General features: G+C 39.6%; 13 protein-coding genes. 6 read left to right on the top strand and 7 right to left on the bottom strand.

What is annotated here, in order from left to right; genetic code table 11:
* Positions 1-60: 60 nt before the first annotated feature.
* Both IPJ83_17550 and IPJ83_17545 read right to left on the bottom strand, forming a co-directional pair.
* Positions 61-672: an alpha-ketoglutarate-dependent dioxygenase AlkB gene (locus IPJ83_17550; protein ID MBK7882338.1), complete on the bottom strand. Its 612-nt coding sequence runs from the start codon at positions 670-672 to the stop codon at positions 61-63.
* Between the two features lie 51 nt (positions 673-723).
* Entirely contained in the window at positions 724-3708 is a 2985-nt protein-coding gene (locus IPJ83_17545) for a hypothetical protein (GenBank protein MBK7882337.1), read from the bottom strand.
* Between the two features lie 74 nt (positions 3709-3782).
* On the opposite strand from IPJ83_17545, the gene IPJ83_17540 reads away from it, so the two are divergent.
* Positions 3783-4682 carry a M23 family metallopeptidase gene (locus IPJ83_17540; protein MBK7882336.1) on the top strand — a complete coding sequence of 300 codons (900 nt, stop codon included), beginning with the start codon at positions 3783-3785 and terminating at the stop codon, positions 4680-4682.
* Positions 4683-4700: 18 nt separating this feature from the next.
* Here the strand turns inward: IPJ83_17540 and IPJ83_17535 are convergent, their stop codons facing one another.
* Positions 4701-5696, bottom strand: coding sequence for a cation transporter (locus IPJ83_17535; GenBank protein ID MBK7882335.1), 996 nt, complete (start codon positions 5694-5696; stop codon positions 4701-4703).
* Between the two features lie 158 nt (positions 5697-5854).
* Here IPJ83_17535 and mnmG point away from each other — a divergent pair, with 158 nt between their 5' ends.
* On the top strand, positions 5855-7720 hold the full coding sequence (mnmG, locus tag IPJ83_17530) for a tRNA uridine-5-carboxymethylaminomethyl(34) synthesis enzyme MnmG (protein ID MBK7882334.1): 1866 nt from the start codon (positions 5855-5857) through the stop codon (positions 7718-7720).
* 1 nt (position 7721) lies between these two features.
* Here mnmG and IPJ83_17525 read toward each other — a convergent pair whose 3' ends face one another.
* On the bottom strand, positions 7722-10076 hold the full coding sequence (locus IPJ83_17525) for a gliding motility-associated C-terminal domain-containing protein (GenBank protein ID MBK7882333.1): 2355 nt from the start codon (positions 10074-10076) through the stop codon (positions 7722-7724).
* 563 nt (positions 10077-10639) lie between these two features.
* On the opposite strand from IPJ83_17525, the gene def reads away from it, so the two are divergent.
* Positions 10640-11188, top strand: coding sequence for a peptide deformylase (gene def, locus IPJ83_17520; protein ID MBK7882332.1), 549 nt, complete (start codon positions 10640-10642; stop codon positions 11186-11188).
* On the opposite strand, the gene IPJ83_17515 is transcribed toward def, so the two are convergent.
* Entirely contained in the window at positions 11185-11754 is a 570-nt protein-coding gene (locus IPJ83_17515) for an outer membrane beta-barrel protein (GenBank protein MBK7882331.1), read from the bottom strand. The two genes, def and IPJ83_17515, sit on opposite strands and share 4 nt — an antisense overlap.
* Positions 11755-11853: 99 nt before the next feature.
* On the opposite strand from IPJ83_17515, the gene IPJ83_17510 reads away from it, so the two are divergent.
* The 3 genes from IPJ83_17510 (at position 11854) to metH (ending at position 18023) form a co-directional block, all read left to right on the top strand.
* The gene (locus IPJ83_17510; protein MBK7882330.1) at positions 11854-13008 is read left to right on the top strand and encodes a prolipoprotein diacylglyceryl transferase; all 1155 of its coding nucleotides are present in this window, start codon (positions 11854-11856) and stop codon (positions 13006-13008) included.
* 78 nt (positions 13009-13086) lie between these two features.
* Positions 13087-14043, top strand: coding sequence for a methylenetetrahydrofolate reductase [NAD(P)H] (metF, locus tag IPJ83_17505; protein ID MBK7882329.1), 957 nt, complete (start codon positions 13087-13089; stop codon positions 14041-14043).
* A gap of 275 nt (positions 14044-14318) precedes the next feature.
* The gene (gene metH, locus IPJ83_17500; protein ID MBK7882328.1) at positions 14319-18023 is read left to right on the top strand and encodes a methionine synthase; all 3705 of its coding nucleotides are present in this window, start codon (positions 14319-14321) and stop codon (positions 18021-18023) included.
* Positions 18024-18187: 164 nt separating this feature from the next.
* Here metH and fabG read toward each other — a convergent pair whose 3' ends face one another.
* Together fabG and IPJ83_17490 are read right to left on the bottom strand one after the other, a co-directional pair.
* Positions 18188-18931, bottom strand: a complete 744-nt coding sequence (gene fabG / locus IPJ83_17495) for a 3-oxoacyl-ACP reductase FabG (GenBank protein MBK7882327.1) — start codon at positions 18929-18931, stop codon at positions 18188-18190.
* Between the two features lie 198 nt (positions 18932-19129).
* A complete protein-coding gene (locus IPJ83_17490) occupies positions 19130-19717 on the bottom strand; it encodes a methyltransferase (GenBank protein ID MBK7882326.1) in 588 nt (195 codons plus the stop codon).
* Between the last annotated feature and the right edge of the window lie 113 nt (positions 19718-19830).

Below are 19830 nucleotides of genomic sequence, written 5' to 3'. Positions count from 1 at the left end.
TGGATGAGATCAGGAGGTGGAAAAATTATTAATCCGGATTGGATTTTTCCAATAACTCAATTAAATGTCTACAATGGTTCTGAAGGTCAAGCTGATTCTGGCTTGTGTACATTTTTTAGTTTTAGGAAGGGCGTGCAGCCAGTACGTCTGGGTATTATTTTTCATGACCAGCAGGCTTCCGGGATGAAGGATGCAATGTACTTCTTCTTTAGTCTGTTTGTGTCTGAATGAAAATTTTCTGGAAGCACCTAGACTCAGGGAGGCAATGGCTCCATTTTTTTTTAAGGCAGTCTCGTCATCACTGTGCCAGGAAACTCCTTCGTTCCCATCATGGTATAAATTGAGCAAACAGGAATTAAAAGTCTCGCCTGAATTTTTTTCTACCAGATTTTTTAATTCCAGCAAAGTTTCGTTCCACAATAATGCGGACTTAGTGATTTTTGAATATGTGTAGCTGAAATTTTTATCACCATACCACGCCACTTTTCTTTTGGTGAGGATGTGTTTACCAAAAATAATGGCTTCATCGTGTTTCCAGTCGACTTCATTCAACAGACGATTGAAATAGTGTTGACTTTCCTCTTCATTGAATAAAATGCCCAGGTTGTGGACCGTTCCGTCAAAAGGCAATAAATTCTCTTTAGGTTCATGAAGTTTTTCAAACAATTCCATTTTTAAGTCATGGTTGTTATCAATCCAGTTTTAGTTAGAATAATATCAAAACTATTTGAAGTAATTTGCTTTAAAGAAAGCCTGGTATTCTTTTACTGATTTTAGTTCGAGAATTTTTCGATAATTGTTTGGTGTAAGTGGATAGGTCTCATAATTCTGAAATCCTGGAATGTATTCGCTGATGTTGCGTTGTACGCCTTCATAATATTTCATGGCTCTGTTTCGGTCATCAAATTTACGGATGAGAATGATCGAGATGTTTTTATCGATGTCCAGAACCACACTGGACATTTTTAAGTTTTCGGTGCGGTGATATTTTGCATGATAATCGGAGATGGCAATTTTTGCTTTGTCCAATTGTTTTTCCGGAGGATCAAAAAACACCACGATGGCATAATGGTTTTTATCGTCCTCGAGTTTGAATTGAAATTCTTCAATCTGCTGTGTGGTGATTTCGGTAAAGGCTTCATTATCGCCTTTAAGAAAGCGTAAAATTTCTTTAGCCTTACTTTCTTCCGGAGTGCCAGGAAAATTCGCCACAAGGTCTCTCAGCGCATTCATGTACATTTCTTTGCCACCTGTCTGTGCAGAGCACATTGCACTTAGCATGGCAATTTTGGCCTGCAGTGGGTGATTGTTCACGGCTTTTGTTTTTGTTGCTTGCAAAACTTCATTCGCCAAAGTGAAATTTTTTGCACTGTACAGTTCATAAGCTTTGGTATAAGCCACCGTTACTTCATCTTGTTTTACGACCAGTGATTTTGCATATTCCGGGTCATTGATGACTTTTGCATATTTGGAATCCGGAAAACGGTCTTTCAGCTGATCACTGTAACTGGCGGCACAACCTTGATCATTCAGGTCAAGGCAATTGAGATATAAGTAATATAAAGCATCTGCCCTGCGCTCATAATCCGGATAACGATCCAGTAAAGCAATGTGCGATTCCTTGGATTTTTGGTATTGTTCGATTTTTTCTCTGTAGTAAACACCTAAATAAAACATGGCGTCCTGAATCTTCAGGTGGGCCTCAAGAATTTCTTTATCGTTGCTTGGAATTCCCTTCAGGATAGCGGCAAGATCTTCTTCCAGATTGTCTGTTTCATTTTCTTTTTGGTCCGCTGTTTTTTCTTCCTGAAAAGTGAATGAAGTTTTGTTGGATCTTCTCCAGTTGTCTTCTAAAATCCGGTTACCCCAAATTTGTTCATAACCACTTTTACCACGATTCATATTTTTCTGATCGTAAGCAAAAAAACCACTTGGTTTACCACCAGAAGATTTATCTCCCCCAACACTTGGCAGGTTATCTTGATTCTGCACCATGCTGCGGTCAAAAGGACTGTTGGATCCCATTTGAAGACGATCCATTCCCATGGCCTGCCTGTCTATTTCCGGTTGTACTAATTTGGCCTTATCTCTGTTTTTGATTTGGATGGCCAAGGCACGTTTTTCTTTAACGCTTAATTTTGAAATTTTGATCAGGCTGTCTTGAAGCGCAATAATTTCCAATTGTTCTGCAATGTCTTTTAGGTTGGATACCATTTTGGTAACATAATTCCTGCGCTCATCATTTTTTGACAGGGACATTAACGTACTGTCAAAGTAGTATTTTGATTTTTGATATTTCTGATCTTCAAAAAACAAATCCGCAAGCATATGGTAGGCCGATGCTTTTTGATTATTCTCCGGAGTTTTATCCCAGACACATAATTCGAGGTAATGTATTCCTTCTTCCTTGCGATTATCTTTAATGGCTATTTGTGCCAATGCAAAATATAGTTCAGGAGCGTATTCAGCATTTTTCGGATCCTTCAGCAATTTGCTCAGATCTTTTTCCACCTGGGCAGGTTCTTCCCCACTGATGCCTTTATTGATGAGCATGTTCATTTTAGCATGAAAACTCAAATCATAAGAAGGTTTTAATTTAACAACCTGGGTATAATATTCATCAGAACTTGCCGGGCGATTTTGTTTTTGATAGAGTTGAGCAAGTATGTATGCATACCGCGCTCTTTTCTTTTTATTTTTGGTGCCCTCTACAGCACTTTTTAATGCAACGATTGCATTGTCATAATTTTTTTCCCGAAGATAAATATGCGCGTAGGTTGCGTATAAATCTCCTTTAAGTTTTTCCGGCGTATTGGGATCCTCAAGAAGGGATTTGAGAATATCCCTTGCTTCATAATATTTACCCCTTTCGGTAAGATTTTTAGCAGACCAGATGCTTGCTTCCCAAAATGCGGGTCTGTGCGGAACTAACTTTGAGCCTACATTGGTAACATTAGGTGTTTTGGTTTTTTTTGGTGCAACGACCGGCACATAAACTTCAGGTCCGGATGGATTGGTTTTTATTTCCCCATTACTAGGCTCCTTTGTTTTTTCTACAGATTTTTTTGGAGCGGACTTAGAGGAAGATCCTTTTTTCTTTTTCGCATTTTTCTTAGCCCTTTCTTTGGCCTTTGCTTTTTCCTTTGCTGTTTTTTTTGCCAGCTTCTTTTTTTCTTCTGCGGTTTGTTTTTTTTCTTCTTTGACTTTTTCTTTTTCTTTGGTCTTTTCCTTTACCGATTTTTCTCTGAGTCGTTTGTTGTTTTTTATGAGGTTGGCAGGTTTGAATTCATCCAGTATAAACTTGAAAGAATTTTCTGCTGTTTCAAAATCTTTTTTGAGGTATTGCGCTTTGGCTAGAATTAAGTAGCAATCATCCATCCAGTGACTGGGACGGTGTAAGCTGATGTCTACAGAAACTTTTTGAATGGCTTTATCCAGATTCGCTTTTTCAGGGTCTGCGTTGGCAACTGCATTGTAAGGAAAAATAGGCAATATCTCGGAGTAATTATCTTTGTGAGCGCGTTCAAGATTTGAAATACTGTTTTGTAATATTTCGTTAGCATTGAAGTAACCGTTATATTTGGCCGTGGTGTTGTGGTAGAATCTTCCCAAAGCTGAAGTTTCTCCTTTTTTCTTCCGGCTGACGCAGGCGCTTAAGGCTAAAACCAGTAGAAAACTGTAGAAAAGGTATTTGTGGATAAATTTCATTAATGGTAGATCTTCCTCAATTAGACGGTATATAACTATAATTCGCGCAAATTTATTTTAAAAAAGCTTAATAAATGGCTTTTGACTATAAAAAGACCAAACAACAGGTAAAGGCTCACTTAGCCAAGAGGTTTCTGTTTATTCTGCGGGAGGAAGACACTTTCGAAGAGGTGGCCAGCTATAAGCTTACCCTCCTGAATGTTTATCTGTTGTTGAGTACAGTAGTTTTTGCGGTAGGATTTCTATTGCTCATGTTGCTCATTGCAACGCCTTTAAAGACTTTTATCCCCGGCTACGGCAATGTACGCTCTACGGCGGAATACATTTATTTGGAGAAGAAAATCGAAGCTCTGGAGCAGGAAATTTCAGCCAGGGAAGTGTACATCAACAGCATCCAAAGGGTGTTGACCGGTAACCCTCAGACCAGTTCAGATGTCACTAAAGATGTCAGTATAAAACAGGAGGCTGCAGTGCCTATACCTAGAGTAAAGGAAGATTCTCTTCTCAGGGTGGCGTATGAAGACAACAAATCCACAGTAATCCGATCTCAATCCAGTCCTCTGCGAAGTGTTAGATCCCAGCCTGTAACTAATGTGGATTTATCGGAGATGCGCTTTCTTCCACCTTTGCGAGGAACAATGGGCGCCAACTACAAACCGGAAAAAGATCATTTCGGGATTGATATTATTGCGCCGGAGAATACACCTATCCGGGCGGTTTTGAGCGGTTCTGTAATCCAATCCGACTGGACCCTGGAAAATGGACACACCATTTCTATCCAACACTCCAACAATCTGATCTCTGTCTATAAACACAATTCAGCCTTGCTGAAAAAAACGGGTACGCATGTTAAAGCAGGGGAAGCGATAGCTATAATTGGTAATACCGGTACCCTAACGGAAGGGCCGCATTTGCATTTTGAATTATGGTACATGGGCAATCCGGTGAATCCGTTAAATTATGTAGATTTTTAGCACCCTATTGGGCGTAGGTTATTCCAGGGGAAGTCGATGTTTCTTATTTTGGATGACCAATTCATAATTCCAATCCAATGTACGGATAAAAGGCTCTGATCTGACCTGACAAGATTGTTTGTTGCATAAACTACATTGGACAGGAATGCAACCATCTGTATGGATAGAAAATTCTACCCGTTCCTCAAAATGCGCTGCCAGAACTGCGGTGATTCGATCCAATTCGGTATGTGCTTCGTCCACCGTAAAATATCTGGGCACCGTGATGTGTCCGTCAATATGGAAAAATCCGGCGTAATTAACGACTCGAAGGTTATGGATGTCCAGCCAGTTTTCTGTCCGATGATCTTTAAGTACTTGCAGGATTTGATTGATAAGTTGTTCGTCTGCCTCATCCATAATTCCGGAAAGTGCGCTGCGTACAATTCTGAATCCTGAATATATGATCACCAATGCAAAAACTATCGCCACTAACGAATCTAAAAATTGCCATTCAGTTACCCATACCATGGCAAGTCCTAAAATCAAACCAAAAGTGGTGAGTGCATCAGTTTTTAAATGTGTGCCACTGGAAATAAGGGCCAATGAATTATTTTTTTTCCCATTTTTGACACTGTATTGTCCAACTGCCAAATTAATGACGGCAGAAATCCCCAATAGGATCATCCCGTTGTCCAGGTGTTGTAAGGGGGTAAAATGAAATATTCTGTGTACACATTCATAAATGATCCACAAGCCTGCAAGGATAATCAGACTGCCTTCTATTCCTGCGGAGAGAAATTCCACTTTGCCATGGCCATAAGGGTGGTTTGCATCCTTTGGCAAGGCGGATAAGCTTAAACTATACAAGCCGATCATTGCAGCGATCACGTTTACGATGCTTTCCAATGCGTCTGTCAACACTGCGACAGAGCCCGTAAGGTAGTATGCAGTCAATTTTATTACCAATAAAGCGAAGGAAACCGCAAGTAACAGCTTTTGGGTCTGGTAGGAATTTATCTTGGAGGAGTTCAAGTCAGGTTAAATTTTAAATACGGTATTCAATAACAATTGGCCAATATAAATCAAAAACAAATGTAGATCATTCCCCCTAAATCAGGCATTTTGTCCTAGAAGTAGTGCTAAAGTAATCCGTTCGATTACATTTCTATAACTTTGCACCACTTATGTCTATGTTTCCTAAGTACGATGTGATTGTGGTCGGTGCCGGTCATGCTGGTTGTGAGGCAGCAGCAGCTGCAGCCAATATGGGATGTAAAGTTTTGTTGGTAACGATGAATATGCAGACCATAGCACAAATGTCCTGCAATCCTGCCATGGGTGGTGTGGCCAAAGGCCAAATCGTACGAGAGATTGATGCTATGGGTGGATACAGTGGCATTGTGACAGATCATACCATGGTTCAATTCAGAATGTTGAACAGGTCGAAAGGGCCGGCGATGTGGAGCCCCAGAGCACAAAGTGACCGCATGTTGTTTGCCAAGAAATGGCGGCAAATGCTGGAAGATCATCCTTTGGTAGATTTTTGGCAGGATATGGTCGCAGGACTTTTGATTAAAGACAAAAGGGTCAAAGGAGTCATTACCGGCATGGGGTTGGAGATTGAGTCTACTTGTGTGGTACTGACCAATGGGACATTTCTCAATGGAATCATCCATATTGGCGAAAAACAATTTGGTGGCGGACGTGCAGGAGAGAGTCCGGCCAAGGGGATTACAGAACAATTGGTTGCATTAGGTTTTGAAGCAGGCCGCATGAAAACAGGTACACCACCCAGATTGGACGGAAGGTCTTTGGATTACAGTAAGATGGAAGTTCAGGAAGGCGATCAAATTCCGGGTAAGTTTTCCTATACCGACACGCCTACTCCGGAAAAACAACTATGTTGTCACATCACTTATACCAATCAGGAAGTCCACGATATTCTCAGGACAGGATTTGACCAGAGTCCTATGTTTGCGGGAAGGATAAAAGGTCTTGGTCCCAGGTATTGTCCGTCTATAGAAGATAAGATAGATCGTTTTGCAGAACGGGACAGACATCAGTTGTTTGTAGAACCGGAAGGATGGGAGACGCATGAAATTTATTTAAACGGATTTTCTTCTTCCCTACCCGAAGAGGTACAATATAAAGCCTTGACAAAAATTCCGGGTTTAGAGAATGTAAGGATGTTCAGACCCGGATATGCTATTGAATACGATTATTTCCCTCCTACGCAACTTGGCTTAAGTTTGGAGACCCATGTGATAAGCAATTTATTTTTTGCCGGTCAAATAAACGGTACCACCGGTTATGAAGAAGCAGCGTGTCAGGGATTCATGGCAGGAATGAATGCAGCATTGCGCGTAAAGGAAAGTGAACCCCTCATCCTTAAACGATCAGAGGCTTACATCGGTGTGTTAATCGATGATTTGGTCAACAAGGGTACGGAAGAACCTTACAGGATGTTTACTTCACGGGCAGAATACAGAATCTTGCTCCGACAGGATAATGCAGATCAACGCTTGACCCCAATTGCTGCTCAGAAAGGGATGCAGAATTTAGAAGAGAGAATGATTAGGCTCGCAGAGAAAACTGATTTTTTTGTGAGGGTGAACAAATTGTTGCAAGAATTAAGTGCACTTCCGGAAGAAATAAATCCTTATTTGGAAAGTATAGGATCTGCAAAAATCGAGCAAAAATCAAAATTAGGTTTGTTGTTGACACGCCCAAATGTAACCTTAATAGATCTCATATCTCATCATGCCATATTGAAAGAGGCGACTTCGGGAATGGATGAAGAATCGTTGGAAAGTATCCAGATCAATTTGAAGTACGAAGGTTATATCAGGAAAGAACAGGAAATGGTTGATAAAATGTCCAGGCTTGAGTCACTCAAAATAAATCCCGAATATGATTATCATGGAATCAGCGCGCTTTCCAATGAAGCAAAAACCAAACTAAGCAAAATCAAACCTGTCACCATTGGTCAGGCAAGCAGAATCAGTGGCGTTTCTCCGGCAGATATTTCTGTTTTGTTGGTTTACTTAGGAAGGTAAATTATTTAACAAGGGAGAGATCTCCGCTCAAAATCAGATGCTCCCCATCTAGAAATTCCACCTCTGCGATCCACACATAGACACCAGGTAAAACAGCCTGCTCATTGACCTTGCCATTCCACCATTGTGATTCCTGGTAAAAATCGAAATGCTTATTTTGGAAAACCATCCCTCCCCATCGATCAAAAATTTTAAGATAGTCTACCATCTTGATTTGCCCCGAACCAAATAGCTTGAACCAATCATTTATCTGATCATCATTTGGACTGAAAACATTTGGGGCGAACACATTTCTATTTTTTAATACTTTTATTCTAATGGTAAGACTGTCCTCACATCCATCCACAGACACAGTCTTCAATTGATAATTAATGTCGTTAATGGGTTTGGCAAAGGGATCCGGACAATCCTTACACGAAAGGTATTCGTCAGGAGACCAATTCCACCTTGATGGTTCGTGATCTCGATTTACAAAAAGTTGGACAGAATCTCCCAACTCAATGGTGAATTCTGATTTTGACTGGATGTTGTTGTGCTCGGGATTATGCAGGTTGATTTCCATGGAGTCCCTGCAATTGTTGGCATCTTCGACAATTAGAAAATGTTTTCCTCCATCCAGGCCTGTATAAACATTTTTGTCCGTTGCATTTCCACCATCAAGGTACTTTTTGTAGGGTTCAGTACCTCCACTCAATTGCGTAATTTCTATTTTTCCACTGAAACTATCTTCACAGCTTGGGTTTTGGAAACTGGTGGTTAGATTTAAAGGTGGTGGTTCCTTTAATTCATAATTTGCAATTTGGATACAACCATTGCGATCTGTAATCGTAAGCTGATAGTTGCCTGCTTTTAAATTGGTAATTTTGGCAGTAGTGTCTTTAGTGCTCCAAAGGAAGTTATATGGGCTGTTTCCCCCAATTCCTTTAGCTTCTAACCAGCCTGTTGAATTTCCATTACAGGATATCTGAAATCCTTGGTAATTTGACCATGCAGTTTCTATTTGAACAACTTCAGGTTCATTTACATTTCCAAAGAAAACCCTTTGATTGCCATAGTTATCGGTGACCGTAATGATGTAATCTCCGGCGGATAAATTGTTAAGGTGGATGCTGTCTCCAATGTTCTGGATGAAGCCCATACCGTTGATAGTGGGATCGGAAATTTTATGGTAATTAAAAGTAAATGGAGGAGTGCCCCGGGCGATTAAGAAATCCAAACCACCGTTATTACCACCATGACAGAGTACATTTTTTGCAAAGAGTTCTCCCTGAATATTGCATTGAATCAATTTTACATTTACGTGTAGCAAACTGTCACAACCATAAATATTTGTCAGGAGATCCGTGAATATTCCGGCTGCCCAATAAGATTTTCCATTCAGCTTTAAGGTGTCTCCTTCGCATATCGAAAAATCTGCATGATGTTCTTGTATTGGGTTCACTTTCAATGCCAGATGGACAGTGCTGTCACATCCTGATTTAGAGGATAACAAAATATCGTATAGTCCGGCTTTTGCATAGGTGATGCCGTTTATGGTAAGGGAATCCCCGTCACAAACAGACTGGTTAAGTAAGGTATCTTTTTTGGGATTTACTTTTACTTTTACGCAGGTGGGATCACCTTCATCACATGCATTGATGGCTTTTACACACAACTCAAAAGTTCCGGCAATGTCCCAAAATATTTTTTTCGTAGAACCGGTTCCCAGCGCAACGCCATCCAATGTCCATTGTTGCCATGCGGCTCCGCTTACAGGACTCACCTGATAATCGAGATTCTCCCCCTGACAAATTTCTAAAGGCCCCGTGATGTCTCCTGAGAAACTCAGCGGAGAAACCTTCGTACTTCCTTCAATAATGGTGACTTTATAATCACAGATATCCCCTCTGTTACCATCAATGACCAGATAATAATAATTTCCGATAACCAGATTTTTGGTGATGGTTAATGTAGTGGATGTGTTTTCCAAAACATCCCCGTCACAATTGGAGATACGGGTGAATTTTTTGCAATCTGTGCTTTCATATAATCCCACTTCCAATCCATCGGATCTTACACAATTAGTCACTGCGAGATTAAGTTTCAAATTTGAGGAACTGGCCATAAATGCGATCCATTGGCCATTGTGTTTGACTGTAGTACAAAAATCGGGAGGGAGTTCACCGGGTAGGGTACTTGTATTCCTACCGGTGAAACCATGGATATCACAAATCAGACATGCTTCTATACAGGTAGGTGTCATGTAAGAGGGAGTAGGGCAAATTTTTGGTAAATTCTGTGCGCCAAGGTACAAACAATGGAAAAGGTAAGCTAACGTAATGGCTAACCACCGAATACCTGCAGATTCTAATCCCACAATTTATGTTTTATATGTTTGTCCATAAAGACAATTATTTGGAAGCAGAAAACACTAAAAAGCGTAATCAAGTTCTAATGTACTCTCTTTTTGAAATCAAAATCAAAAAATTCATAAAAAGTATGAATCAGGAATTAATGTTATTATCACTTTCCGGCCAATAAAAGTTTTAGTAAGAATGCGATTCGTCAAAAATGAAAGGTGAAGAAAGCTATTGATTTTTTTTCGATATATCAAGAAATCCCAAAGCTGCGGGATTCCCCACCAATAACCATGTAACAAGCAAGGGCAGTGTCCCCTAAGATTTTATAATTAAAACAGGCTATGTAGGGTCAGGATAGCTCCACCGGCCCTGAGCATACTGAGGAGTGTGCCCATCAGCAGAATGCAGATATAACCCAGAATTTCCACATCACAATACTATGCAGGGGAATCTATATTTTGAATTTATTCACAAAATATAGCATTACTTAGGTTTTGCCGGGGTACGGAAAGAGCATTTAAACGCTTACTTTTGCAGGAACAAAATGACCATTAAAGGGTTTTCTACAATAAAATAATTCATGGTTTTACCCATTTACCTATACGGAAATAAGGTTCTCAAGCAGAAGGGCAAGGATATTGATCCTGATTTTCCTGCACTGAACAAGCTGATTGAAGATATGTGGGAAACCATGTATTACGCCAGTGGTGTGGGGATTGCAGCACCTCAAATAGGTCTTCCCATAAGATTATTTGTAGTAGACTCGACTCCATATTACGAGGATAAACCAGAGCAAAAGGGCATCAAAAAAGTCTTCATCAATGCAGAAATATTAGAAGAATTCGGACAAGAGTGGGCTTTTGAAGAAGGCTGTCTAAGTATTCCAAAAATCCACGCAGAGGTTAAGCGCCCCACACATGTAAGAATCAAATATCTGGATGAAAATTTTGTTCCCCACGAAGAAGTCTTTGATGAAATCAACGCCAGGGTAATTCAGCATGAATATGACCATATTGACGGCATATTGTTTGTGGAAAGGGTAGCCCCGGTAAGGAGACAATTGCTCATGCGAAAGCTGGCAAAAATCCAAAAAGGGCAATACGATGCCAAATATCCTGTTAAGGCTTAAAAGAAAAATCCGGCTGAAAAAATGATAAAATCGGCCTTATTACTTCGAGGCTTGTACAGTTTTGTAAGGGCTCTTTCATAATTAACATCAAAGGTAAAAGGTCCAAGATCAATTCCCCCTCCAAACAACAATCCACCCTGAAAGTCAGTCATGGTATCATAGTTTAAATCGAAATTATTGTCTTCCACATGAAGTAAATAAGTCAGTTGTCCCCCAGCTAAGAGCCTAATTTTAAGCAGAGAGGTATTGAGAATTCTTGCACCTATTTGTGCAGGTATCTTTAAGAAAAATGCACTTGGATCCTGCGGAAACAGGACCACCTTTGAATTGGCTTTTAGTTCAATTTTATGGACTTCTGCACCGGTACGGAGATACCAAAAATCTTTACCCAAACGCGTAGTAAGGCTTAAATGGAAGCCATGATTAAAATTTCCATCACTGGACACATCCGGATTATCGGTTTGCATCAGGCTGAGACCTATTGAGGCAACAGCTCCACTTTGGGCCTGAACATTGAATCCTGAAAGTGTGAAGGCTAAAAGGAAAAGCGTGATTAGATTTTTCATATGACAAAGTAAAGCAATTTTATCTTATCCGGGTAGCCAGTTTTATGCAGCCTAAAGCCTAAAAATCTCTACCTTAGCCCTTTTAATACACAGGCAGAAATGTATCCGGATTTATCATATATTTTACATGCCCTCTTTGGGACTGATCCAGACAATGTATTTTCCATTGTAAAGACTTTTGGACTTTTATTGGGCATTGCAATTGTATGCAGTGGGTGGATGCTTTACTACGAGTTGATCCGAAAAGAAGCCAATGGGCAAATAAAAGGTCGCTTAGAAAAAGTGGTAGTTTATCAACCAATAGAATGGAAGGAGATTTTTATTCAAAGTTTGATCAATTTTATTTTAGGCTATAAACTTGGTTTTGCCATTTTAGATTTTAAGACCTTTCAGGCAGATCCTGCCGCAGCAGTATTCTCCCAACAGGGAAATCTATATTTTGGACTTGGTTTCGGTTTGTTGACCATGGCTTATTGGTATTATAAAATGACCCAGCAGACGGATAAAGAAGCTCGTACTGCAGAAGTATTCGTGAGACCTGTGTCGAGACTATATGACATTACCGGGCTCGCGGCTTTGTCAGGGATAGTGGGCTCAAAACTATTTTCCGTTTTAGAAAACTTTGGTGATTTTGTAAGAGATCCGATTGGAAGTTTTTTTTCCGGTAGCGGCTTAACGATATACGGTGGATTAATCCTTGCATTTATCGTGGTCTATCGTTATCTATCCGCAAAAGAATTGCGTCCTATCCACATGATTGATGCCATTGCACCCACCCTTATGATTGGTTATGCTGTTGGAAGAATGGGCTGTCATTTATCTGGTGATGGAGATTGGGGCATAATCAACGAAATGGCAAAACCTTCATGGTTTATTTTTCCGGACAACTGGTGGGCGTACAGTTATCCGCACAATGTGCTGAACGAAGGAATTCAATTAGAGAATTGTAGTTGGATACACTGCAAGCAGCTCATACCAAAAGTATTTCCAACCCCATTATATGAATCCATACTTGCATTTATGATTGCAGGGATACTTTGGTTCTTGCGCAAGAAAATACCATACGGAGGTGTTCTGTTTTTTATTTATTGTTTATTGAATGGAATAGAGCGGTTTTTTATTGAAACCATTCGTGTGAATCCGCGGTACGATGTGATGGGATTTCATCCATCGCTTTCTCAATTTATTGCCTTGTTATTGATTTTGACAGGGATTGTTGGAATTACTTATTTTTGGAAGAAAAAAATAATCTGATGTCAATTATCTCTGATCATTGGGTTTAAATAAATTCCAAGGTCATCAGAGTTTGATCAAATATTAGTGTAAAAATTTATGAAGGTTACAGAATACTTCACACAGCATCCGGAAAATACTTTTGTATCTTTTGAAGTCTTGCCTCCACTCAAAGGTGGAAGTATACATTCATTGTTTGAGCAATTAGATCCATTGATGGAATTCAATCCTCCATTTATTGATGTTACGTATCACCGGGAAGAATTTATATATAATCAAAAACCCAGTGGATATTATGAAAAAACTGCCATCAGGAAGCGACCGGGAACTGTAGGTATTTGTGCGGCTTTAATGAACAGATATAAAATTGAAGCGGTTCCACATTTAATTTGTGGAGGATTTACAAAGGAGGACACAGAAAACGCATTGATTGATTTGCATTTTTTACAAATTAAAAATGTATTGGCACTGAGGGGTGATGCCAGGAAGTTTGATGAAAAATTTATTCCGGAACCTGGGGGACATGACAATGCATTGGATTTGGTTAAGCAAATTGATGGATTGAATCATGGAATTTATCAGGATAGTAATATAGAAAATGGCAGTCCGATGGATTTCTGTATTGGTGTAGCGGGTTATCCGGAAAAACATTTTGAAGCGCCGAGTCTAAAGTCAGATATGCGATTTACCAAAAAGAAAATTGAAGCAGGGGCGGATTACATTGTGACACAGATGTTTTTTGACAACGCCAAATTTTTCAACTATGCAGAACAATGTAAAAAAGAAGGTATAGAGGTTCCTATTGTGCCGGGCATCAAACCGCTTACTAAAAAATATCAGCTCAATTCCATTCCGAGGAATTTTTATATAGATCTTCCTTATGAGTTAGTGCGTGCGATACAAAAAGCAAAAACGGATGAAGCTGTTATAGAAGTTGGTATAGAATGGTGTGTGGAACAATCCCGCGAATTAAAAAAGGCCGGTGTGCCCTGCATTCATTATTACACTATGGGGGACAGCGATGTAGTGAGACGCATCGTAAGCCAAATCCAATAGATGATTTCTTAAGTAAGTTTATATACTTATTTGCAAAGTTCTTAACTGAGCAGATGTTTTCTCTTAAGATTTAAGATATTATGGTTTCTGGAATTTATTTATGTTAAACTTTGGAAATTAAAATTGAACAATCCTAAGCATAGATCTATTAATACTTCATTCCGGTTGAATTTATAATTCTCATTTCTTTCTAAATTATATGCGGGATGATAGATTTCAGCATTCAACACGAAGTTTGATTATTATCTTCCTGATATGTTCTATTTTTGCATGTGATGACAACATACGAAGAAACAATTCATTTACTAAACCAGGAGGCTTCCAAGAGAATATTGATATTGGATGGCGCCATGGGGACTATGATTCAGCGATATCCATTGACGGAAGAAGATTTTAGAGGGGAGAAATTCAAAAATCATGGACTTGACTTAAAGGGGAATAATGAATTATTATCCATTACCAGGCCGGATGTTATTGTTGAAATTCACAAAGCATATCTTGAAGCCGGAGCAGATATCATTGAGACCAATACTTTTAGTGCCAATGCGATTTCGCAAGCGGACTATCACCTGTCTGAATATTCCTATGAACTAAATGTAGCTTCTGCCAAAATTGCCAAACAGGCAATAGTAGAATTTTTAGAGGATGAGAAGCAAAAAGGAAATGACCCAGGTCCGCGTTTTGTGGCGGGAGCCTTTGGGCCTACCAATCGAACAGCAAGTCTTTCCCCAGATGTCAACAGACCTGGATTCAGAGCCATAGGTTTTGACGAATTGAAGGAGGCATATTACGAGCAGGCTTTAGGATTGGTGGATGGAGGTGCGGATATCCTGATGGTGGAAACCATTTTTGATACCCTTAATGCAAAAGCAGCATTATTTGCTTTGAGTGAATTATTTGAATTCAAAAAAAGAAAATGGCCGGTAATCGTGTCCGGTACCATAACCGATGCAAGTGGCCGTACTTTAAGCGGTCAAACGGTGGAAGCATTTTACATTTCAATGTCACATGTGGACATGTTTGCCATTGGATTAAACTGCGCACTCGGAGCAAAAGAAATGAAACCTCATCTTGCAGCATTAAGTAAAATTGCCAATTGCAGAATTAGTTCATATCCCAATGCGGGACTGCCTAATGAATTAGGGGGATATGATCAGAGTCCGGAAGAGATGAAAGACTTTTTGAGAAATTTTGCAAACGAAGGTTTGGTAAACATTGTTGGAGGATGTTGTGGTACTACCCCTGATCACATCCGACAAATGGCAGAAGCCATGAAGGGTATGGCGCCAAGAGTAATTCCTGAGAAGAGAGAAAGGTATACAACATTGTCAGGTTTAGAGCCCTTAATTTTTAGGCCCGAACTAAATTTTGTAAACATTGGAGAGCGCACCAATGTAACAGGCTCCAAAGCATTTGCCAAAATGATTTTGGGGAATAAAATGGAAGAGGCAATCAGTGTGGCCTATCAGCAAGTAGAGGCGGGTGCTCAGATCATAGATGTGAACATGGATGAAGGACTTTTGGATGGAGAAAAAGCCATGGTTGAGTTTCTTCATTTAATAGGATCAGAACCAGATATAGTCAAAGTTCCCGTGATGGTAGATTCCTCCAAGTGGAAGGTGATCGAAGCAGGATTAAAATGTCTGCAAGGTAAATCAGTAGTCAACTCCATTTCCCTGAAGGAAGGCGAAGAATCCTTTTTGTATCAGGCACAAAAAGTTAGGAATTACGGAGCTGCCGTAGTGGTGATGGCATTTGATGAAGAGGGACAGGCAGATACCATTGAACGTAAAGTGTCCATTTGTAAAAGGGCTTATGATCTCTTGATTCAGCGTGTGGGTTTTCCACCTGAGGACATCATTTTTGATCCCAACATTTTTGCAGTTGCAACCGGAATAGACGAGCATAATGAGTATGCAATAAATTATATTGAAGCGACGAGGCAGATCAAGGAGCAATGTCCCGGATCAAAAATAAGTGGAGGGGTTAGTAATCTTTCTTTTTCTTATCGGGGAAATGAAATTATCAGGCAGGCCATGCACTCAGCATTCCTGTATCATGCGATTCAGGCAGGCATGGATATGGGTATTGTAAATGCGGGGATGATTGATGTGTATGATGAGATCCCAAAGGATTTGCTCGTACTGGTAGAAGATGTACTTTTTAACAGAAGACCAGATGCAACGGAGAGATTGACACAATATGCAGAGACTTTAAAAAAGGGAGACAAGCGAATACAAAAAGCGGAGGAAGAGTGGAGGCAAAGGAGTGTTGAAGAAAGATTGAAATATGCTTTAGTAAAAGGAATTTCTGAATTTGTAGTCCAGGATGCCGAAGAAGCCAGAATAAAATTAAGGAGACCTTTATTTGTCATTGAAGGTCCTTTGATGGATGGTATGAATGAGGTTGGAGATTTGTTTGGAGCTGGAAAAATGTTTCTGCCGCAAGTGGTAAAAAGTGCAAGGGTGATGAAGCAGGCAGTTGCTTACCTCACGCCCTATATGGAACAAGATAAAGAGGATGCCCAAAAGGCAAAGGGCAAGATTCTGATGGCTACGGTGAAAGGAGATGTACATGATATTGGTAAAAATATTGTGGGTGTAGTGTTGGCTTGTAACTCATACGAGATACATGATCTTGGGGTAATGGTTCCATGTAATAAAATACTTGACAAAGCGATTGAAATTGGGGCAGACGCAATCGGATTAAGTGGATTGATAACACCCTCACTGGATGAAATGGTATATGTAGCTTCTGAAATGAAAAAGAGGAATATGAATATTCCTTTATTGATTGGTGGAGCTACTACTTCCAAACTGCATACAGCATTAAGAATAGAACCTGAATATGATGCTCCTGTGGTGCACGTACTAGATGCTTCAAGGGCGGTGACGGTGGTATCCAATTTATTATCTGATGATCTTACCTTCAAATCGAAATACCTGGAGGACATCAGGAAAGATTATGAAGCCGTTCGTCAGCAACGATTAAAAAGAAATGCAGAGAAAGAGAAAATAAGTATAGAGGAAGCAAGGAAAAATAAATTTAAAATTGATTGGAATAAATATGATCCATGTCCACCTGTGCAGCAAGGAATAAATAGTTATGATTTGGATCTGGAAATATTACAAACCTATATTGATTGGACCCCATTTTTTCAATCCTGGGAACTAGCAGGAAAATACCCGACTATTTTACAGGATGAAATCGTAGGTGCGGAGGCCCAAAAACTATTCAATGATGCAAAAGCACTGTTGAATAAAATAGTATCAGAAAAATTATTTCAAGCTAAGGCAATCGTAGGTATTTTTCCTGCAAATGCAGAAGGCGATGATTTAATTTTATATACTTCCGATAAGCGAGAAATAGAACATCATAGATTGCATCATTTGCGTCAGCAGGTAAAGAAGGCAAGTGGTCAAGCCAATTTGTGTTTATCCGATTTTGTTGCACCGGTAGAATCCGGAAAGAAAGATTTTGTTGGGGCCTTTGCAGTTTCGGCAGGATTTGGTGTGGATGAATTGGTGGCTGCGTATGAAAGTGCGCACGATGATTATCATGCCATCATGGTAAAAGCCTTGGCAGATCGTTTTGCAGAAGCGGCTGCTGAGTATATGCACGCTAAAGTCAGAAAAGAAATCTGGGGCTATGTATCCGGTGAAATGCTGGACAATGATTCGCTCATAAAAGAAAAATACGTAGGAATCCGACCTGCTCCCGGATATCCTGCATGTCCTGACCATACCGAAAAAGAAATATTATGGTCCTTGCTGGATGTAGGGAATAGAATTGGAATCCGGCTTACGGAAAGTATGGCCATGTATCCTGCAGCCTCAGTCAGTGGATGGTATTTTGCACATCCGGAATCCAAATATTTTGGCATTTCGGAAATTCATGAAGATCAATTGACAGATTATTGTGCAAGAAAAAACTGGGAATTAAGTGTAGGAAAAAAATGGTTGGGTCCAATTCTGCAATAGATGAATTTTGTTTATCGATGTACCGATTTGTATTTGGTGCCTTTTTTAAAAAAAATAATTACTCTATTACAATAGGGAATAGCAGGCAGCAAGTAGATGCCAGAAATTTAAATGCTTTCAGATTAACAAAAACATTTTTGAAAAATTAAACCAACGATCTACTCTTAAAGCATAACACCTCCATCTATGCTGATGGTCGCACCATTGATGTAGGCAGCTTTGTCACTGGCAAGAAATGCATACAAATCTGCAACTTCTTCCACCTTGCCTAATCTTGCCACCGGTACTTTTTCACGAACCGCTTGTATTCTTTCTTCCGGCATTCCGGCCACCATTTCAGTCATGATGAAGCCTGGGGCAATGGCATTGGCGGTGATTCCTTTTTTGCCAAGTTCTTTCGCCCAGGTTTTTGTCATGCCCACTACACCTGCTTTTGCAGCAGCATAATTTGTTTGACCAAAATTTCCGTAAAGAGCCACTACTGAAGCAGCAGATATGATTCGTCCATAACCTTTTTCCGCCATGATGGGTGCGATGATTCTTGCACAATTGTACACCCCAGTCAGATTTACATTGATGACTTGTTGCCATTGTTCAAAACTCATTTTGAGTAGTGTAGAATCACGAGTTATTCCCGCATTGTTCAATAGAATTTCAATGCTGCCAAATTTTGACATGGTATCTGCCGTTGCTGCTTCTACCATTTGGACGTTGGAAGTATCCACTTTACAAAATATGAGGGAAGAATTATATGCCGGGTGGTTTTCCATCCACGCCATTGCTTTGGTTTCATCAAAATCCCATACCGCTACATTGGCACCTTCCTCTAAAAATTTTATCGACGCTGCTTTTCCAATTCCCGCAGCACCACCTGTGATTACTGCAGTTTTTCCTTGTAATAATTGCATATTCAAAATATTTGCTGCAAATCTATAACAAATGATGAGGAGAGAAATTTAATTCGGAGGATAATTGAAAGGAATTATGTGATTAAGGAAAGTAGTGGTTGCAATGGAAAGTTATAATATATGTTGTTGGACAATAATTTCAAATCATTATTTCAAATAAGTAATAAAATGCCAATAATATTATTTAAAAATTTGTAATCACAGATTAATTTCTTTTTTTGTCAAAATGAAAAATAGCTCTGAATTTTGTCGTGGCAGTATGCTGTTCCGGCAGGGTTCCATGGTGTGGATGTTGAATAATTCTTTAAAAATGACTCGATACTCCTTTTCTGTTCCCCCGAATGGTGGTCCGGGAGCATCAAATATTTTATTAAAAAGCACACCTACCAGTTTGCCACCCGGTTTTAATAATTTGTGACAATGCTCTGCATAATTTTTGCGGAGTGTGGGATCAATGGCACAAAAAAAAGTTTGTTCCAGAATTAGATCATAAGATCCATTATGTTTAAAAAAATCTTCACAATGCACCGAGACTTCCGGGTTATTTTCAAATTTCTTTCGGAGTTTTTCGGCAGGAATTTTTGCAATATCCATCAGGTGTATATCTTTAAATCCCAGATTAAGGAGAATATTAGTTTCATGAGCGCTCCCACATCCCGGTATGAGAACTTTGATGGTTTTATCCGGTACTTGAAGCATGTATTTTATAAGCGCTGGAGAATCGTGTCCAATGTCCCATCCTGTCTGATTTTGTTCCCATCTTGATTCCCAGAAATTCTGATCCATAATGATGATTTGTTAGCTTAGTTATTTTTTAATTTAAAATTGTGCGGTTCATTTTATTTTAATAAAATAAGAAAATAGATTTTTTTGTGATCGATAATTTTATTTTTCAATTG

It is taken from the genome of Candidatus Vicinibacter proximus, from assembly GCA_016713905.1.
Classification (GTDB): domain Bacteria; phylum Bacteroidota; class Bacteroidia; order Chitinophagales; family Saprospiraceae; genus Vicinibacter; species Vicinibacter proximus.
This window is presented reverse-complemented; position numbering and strand designations above follow the sequence as displayed.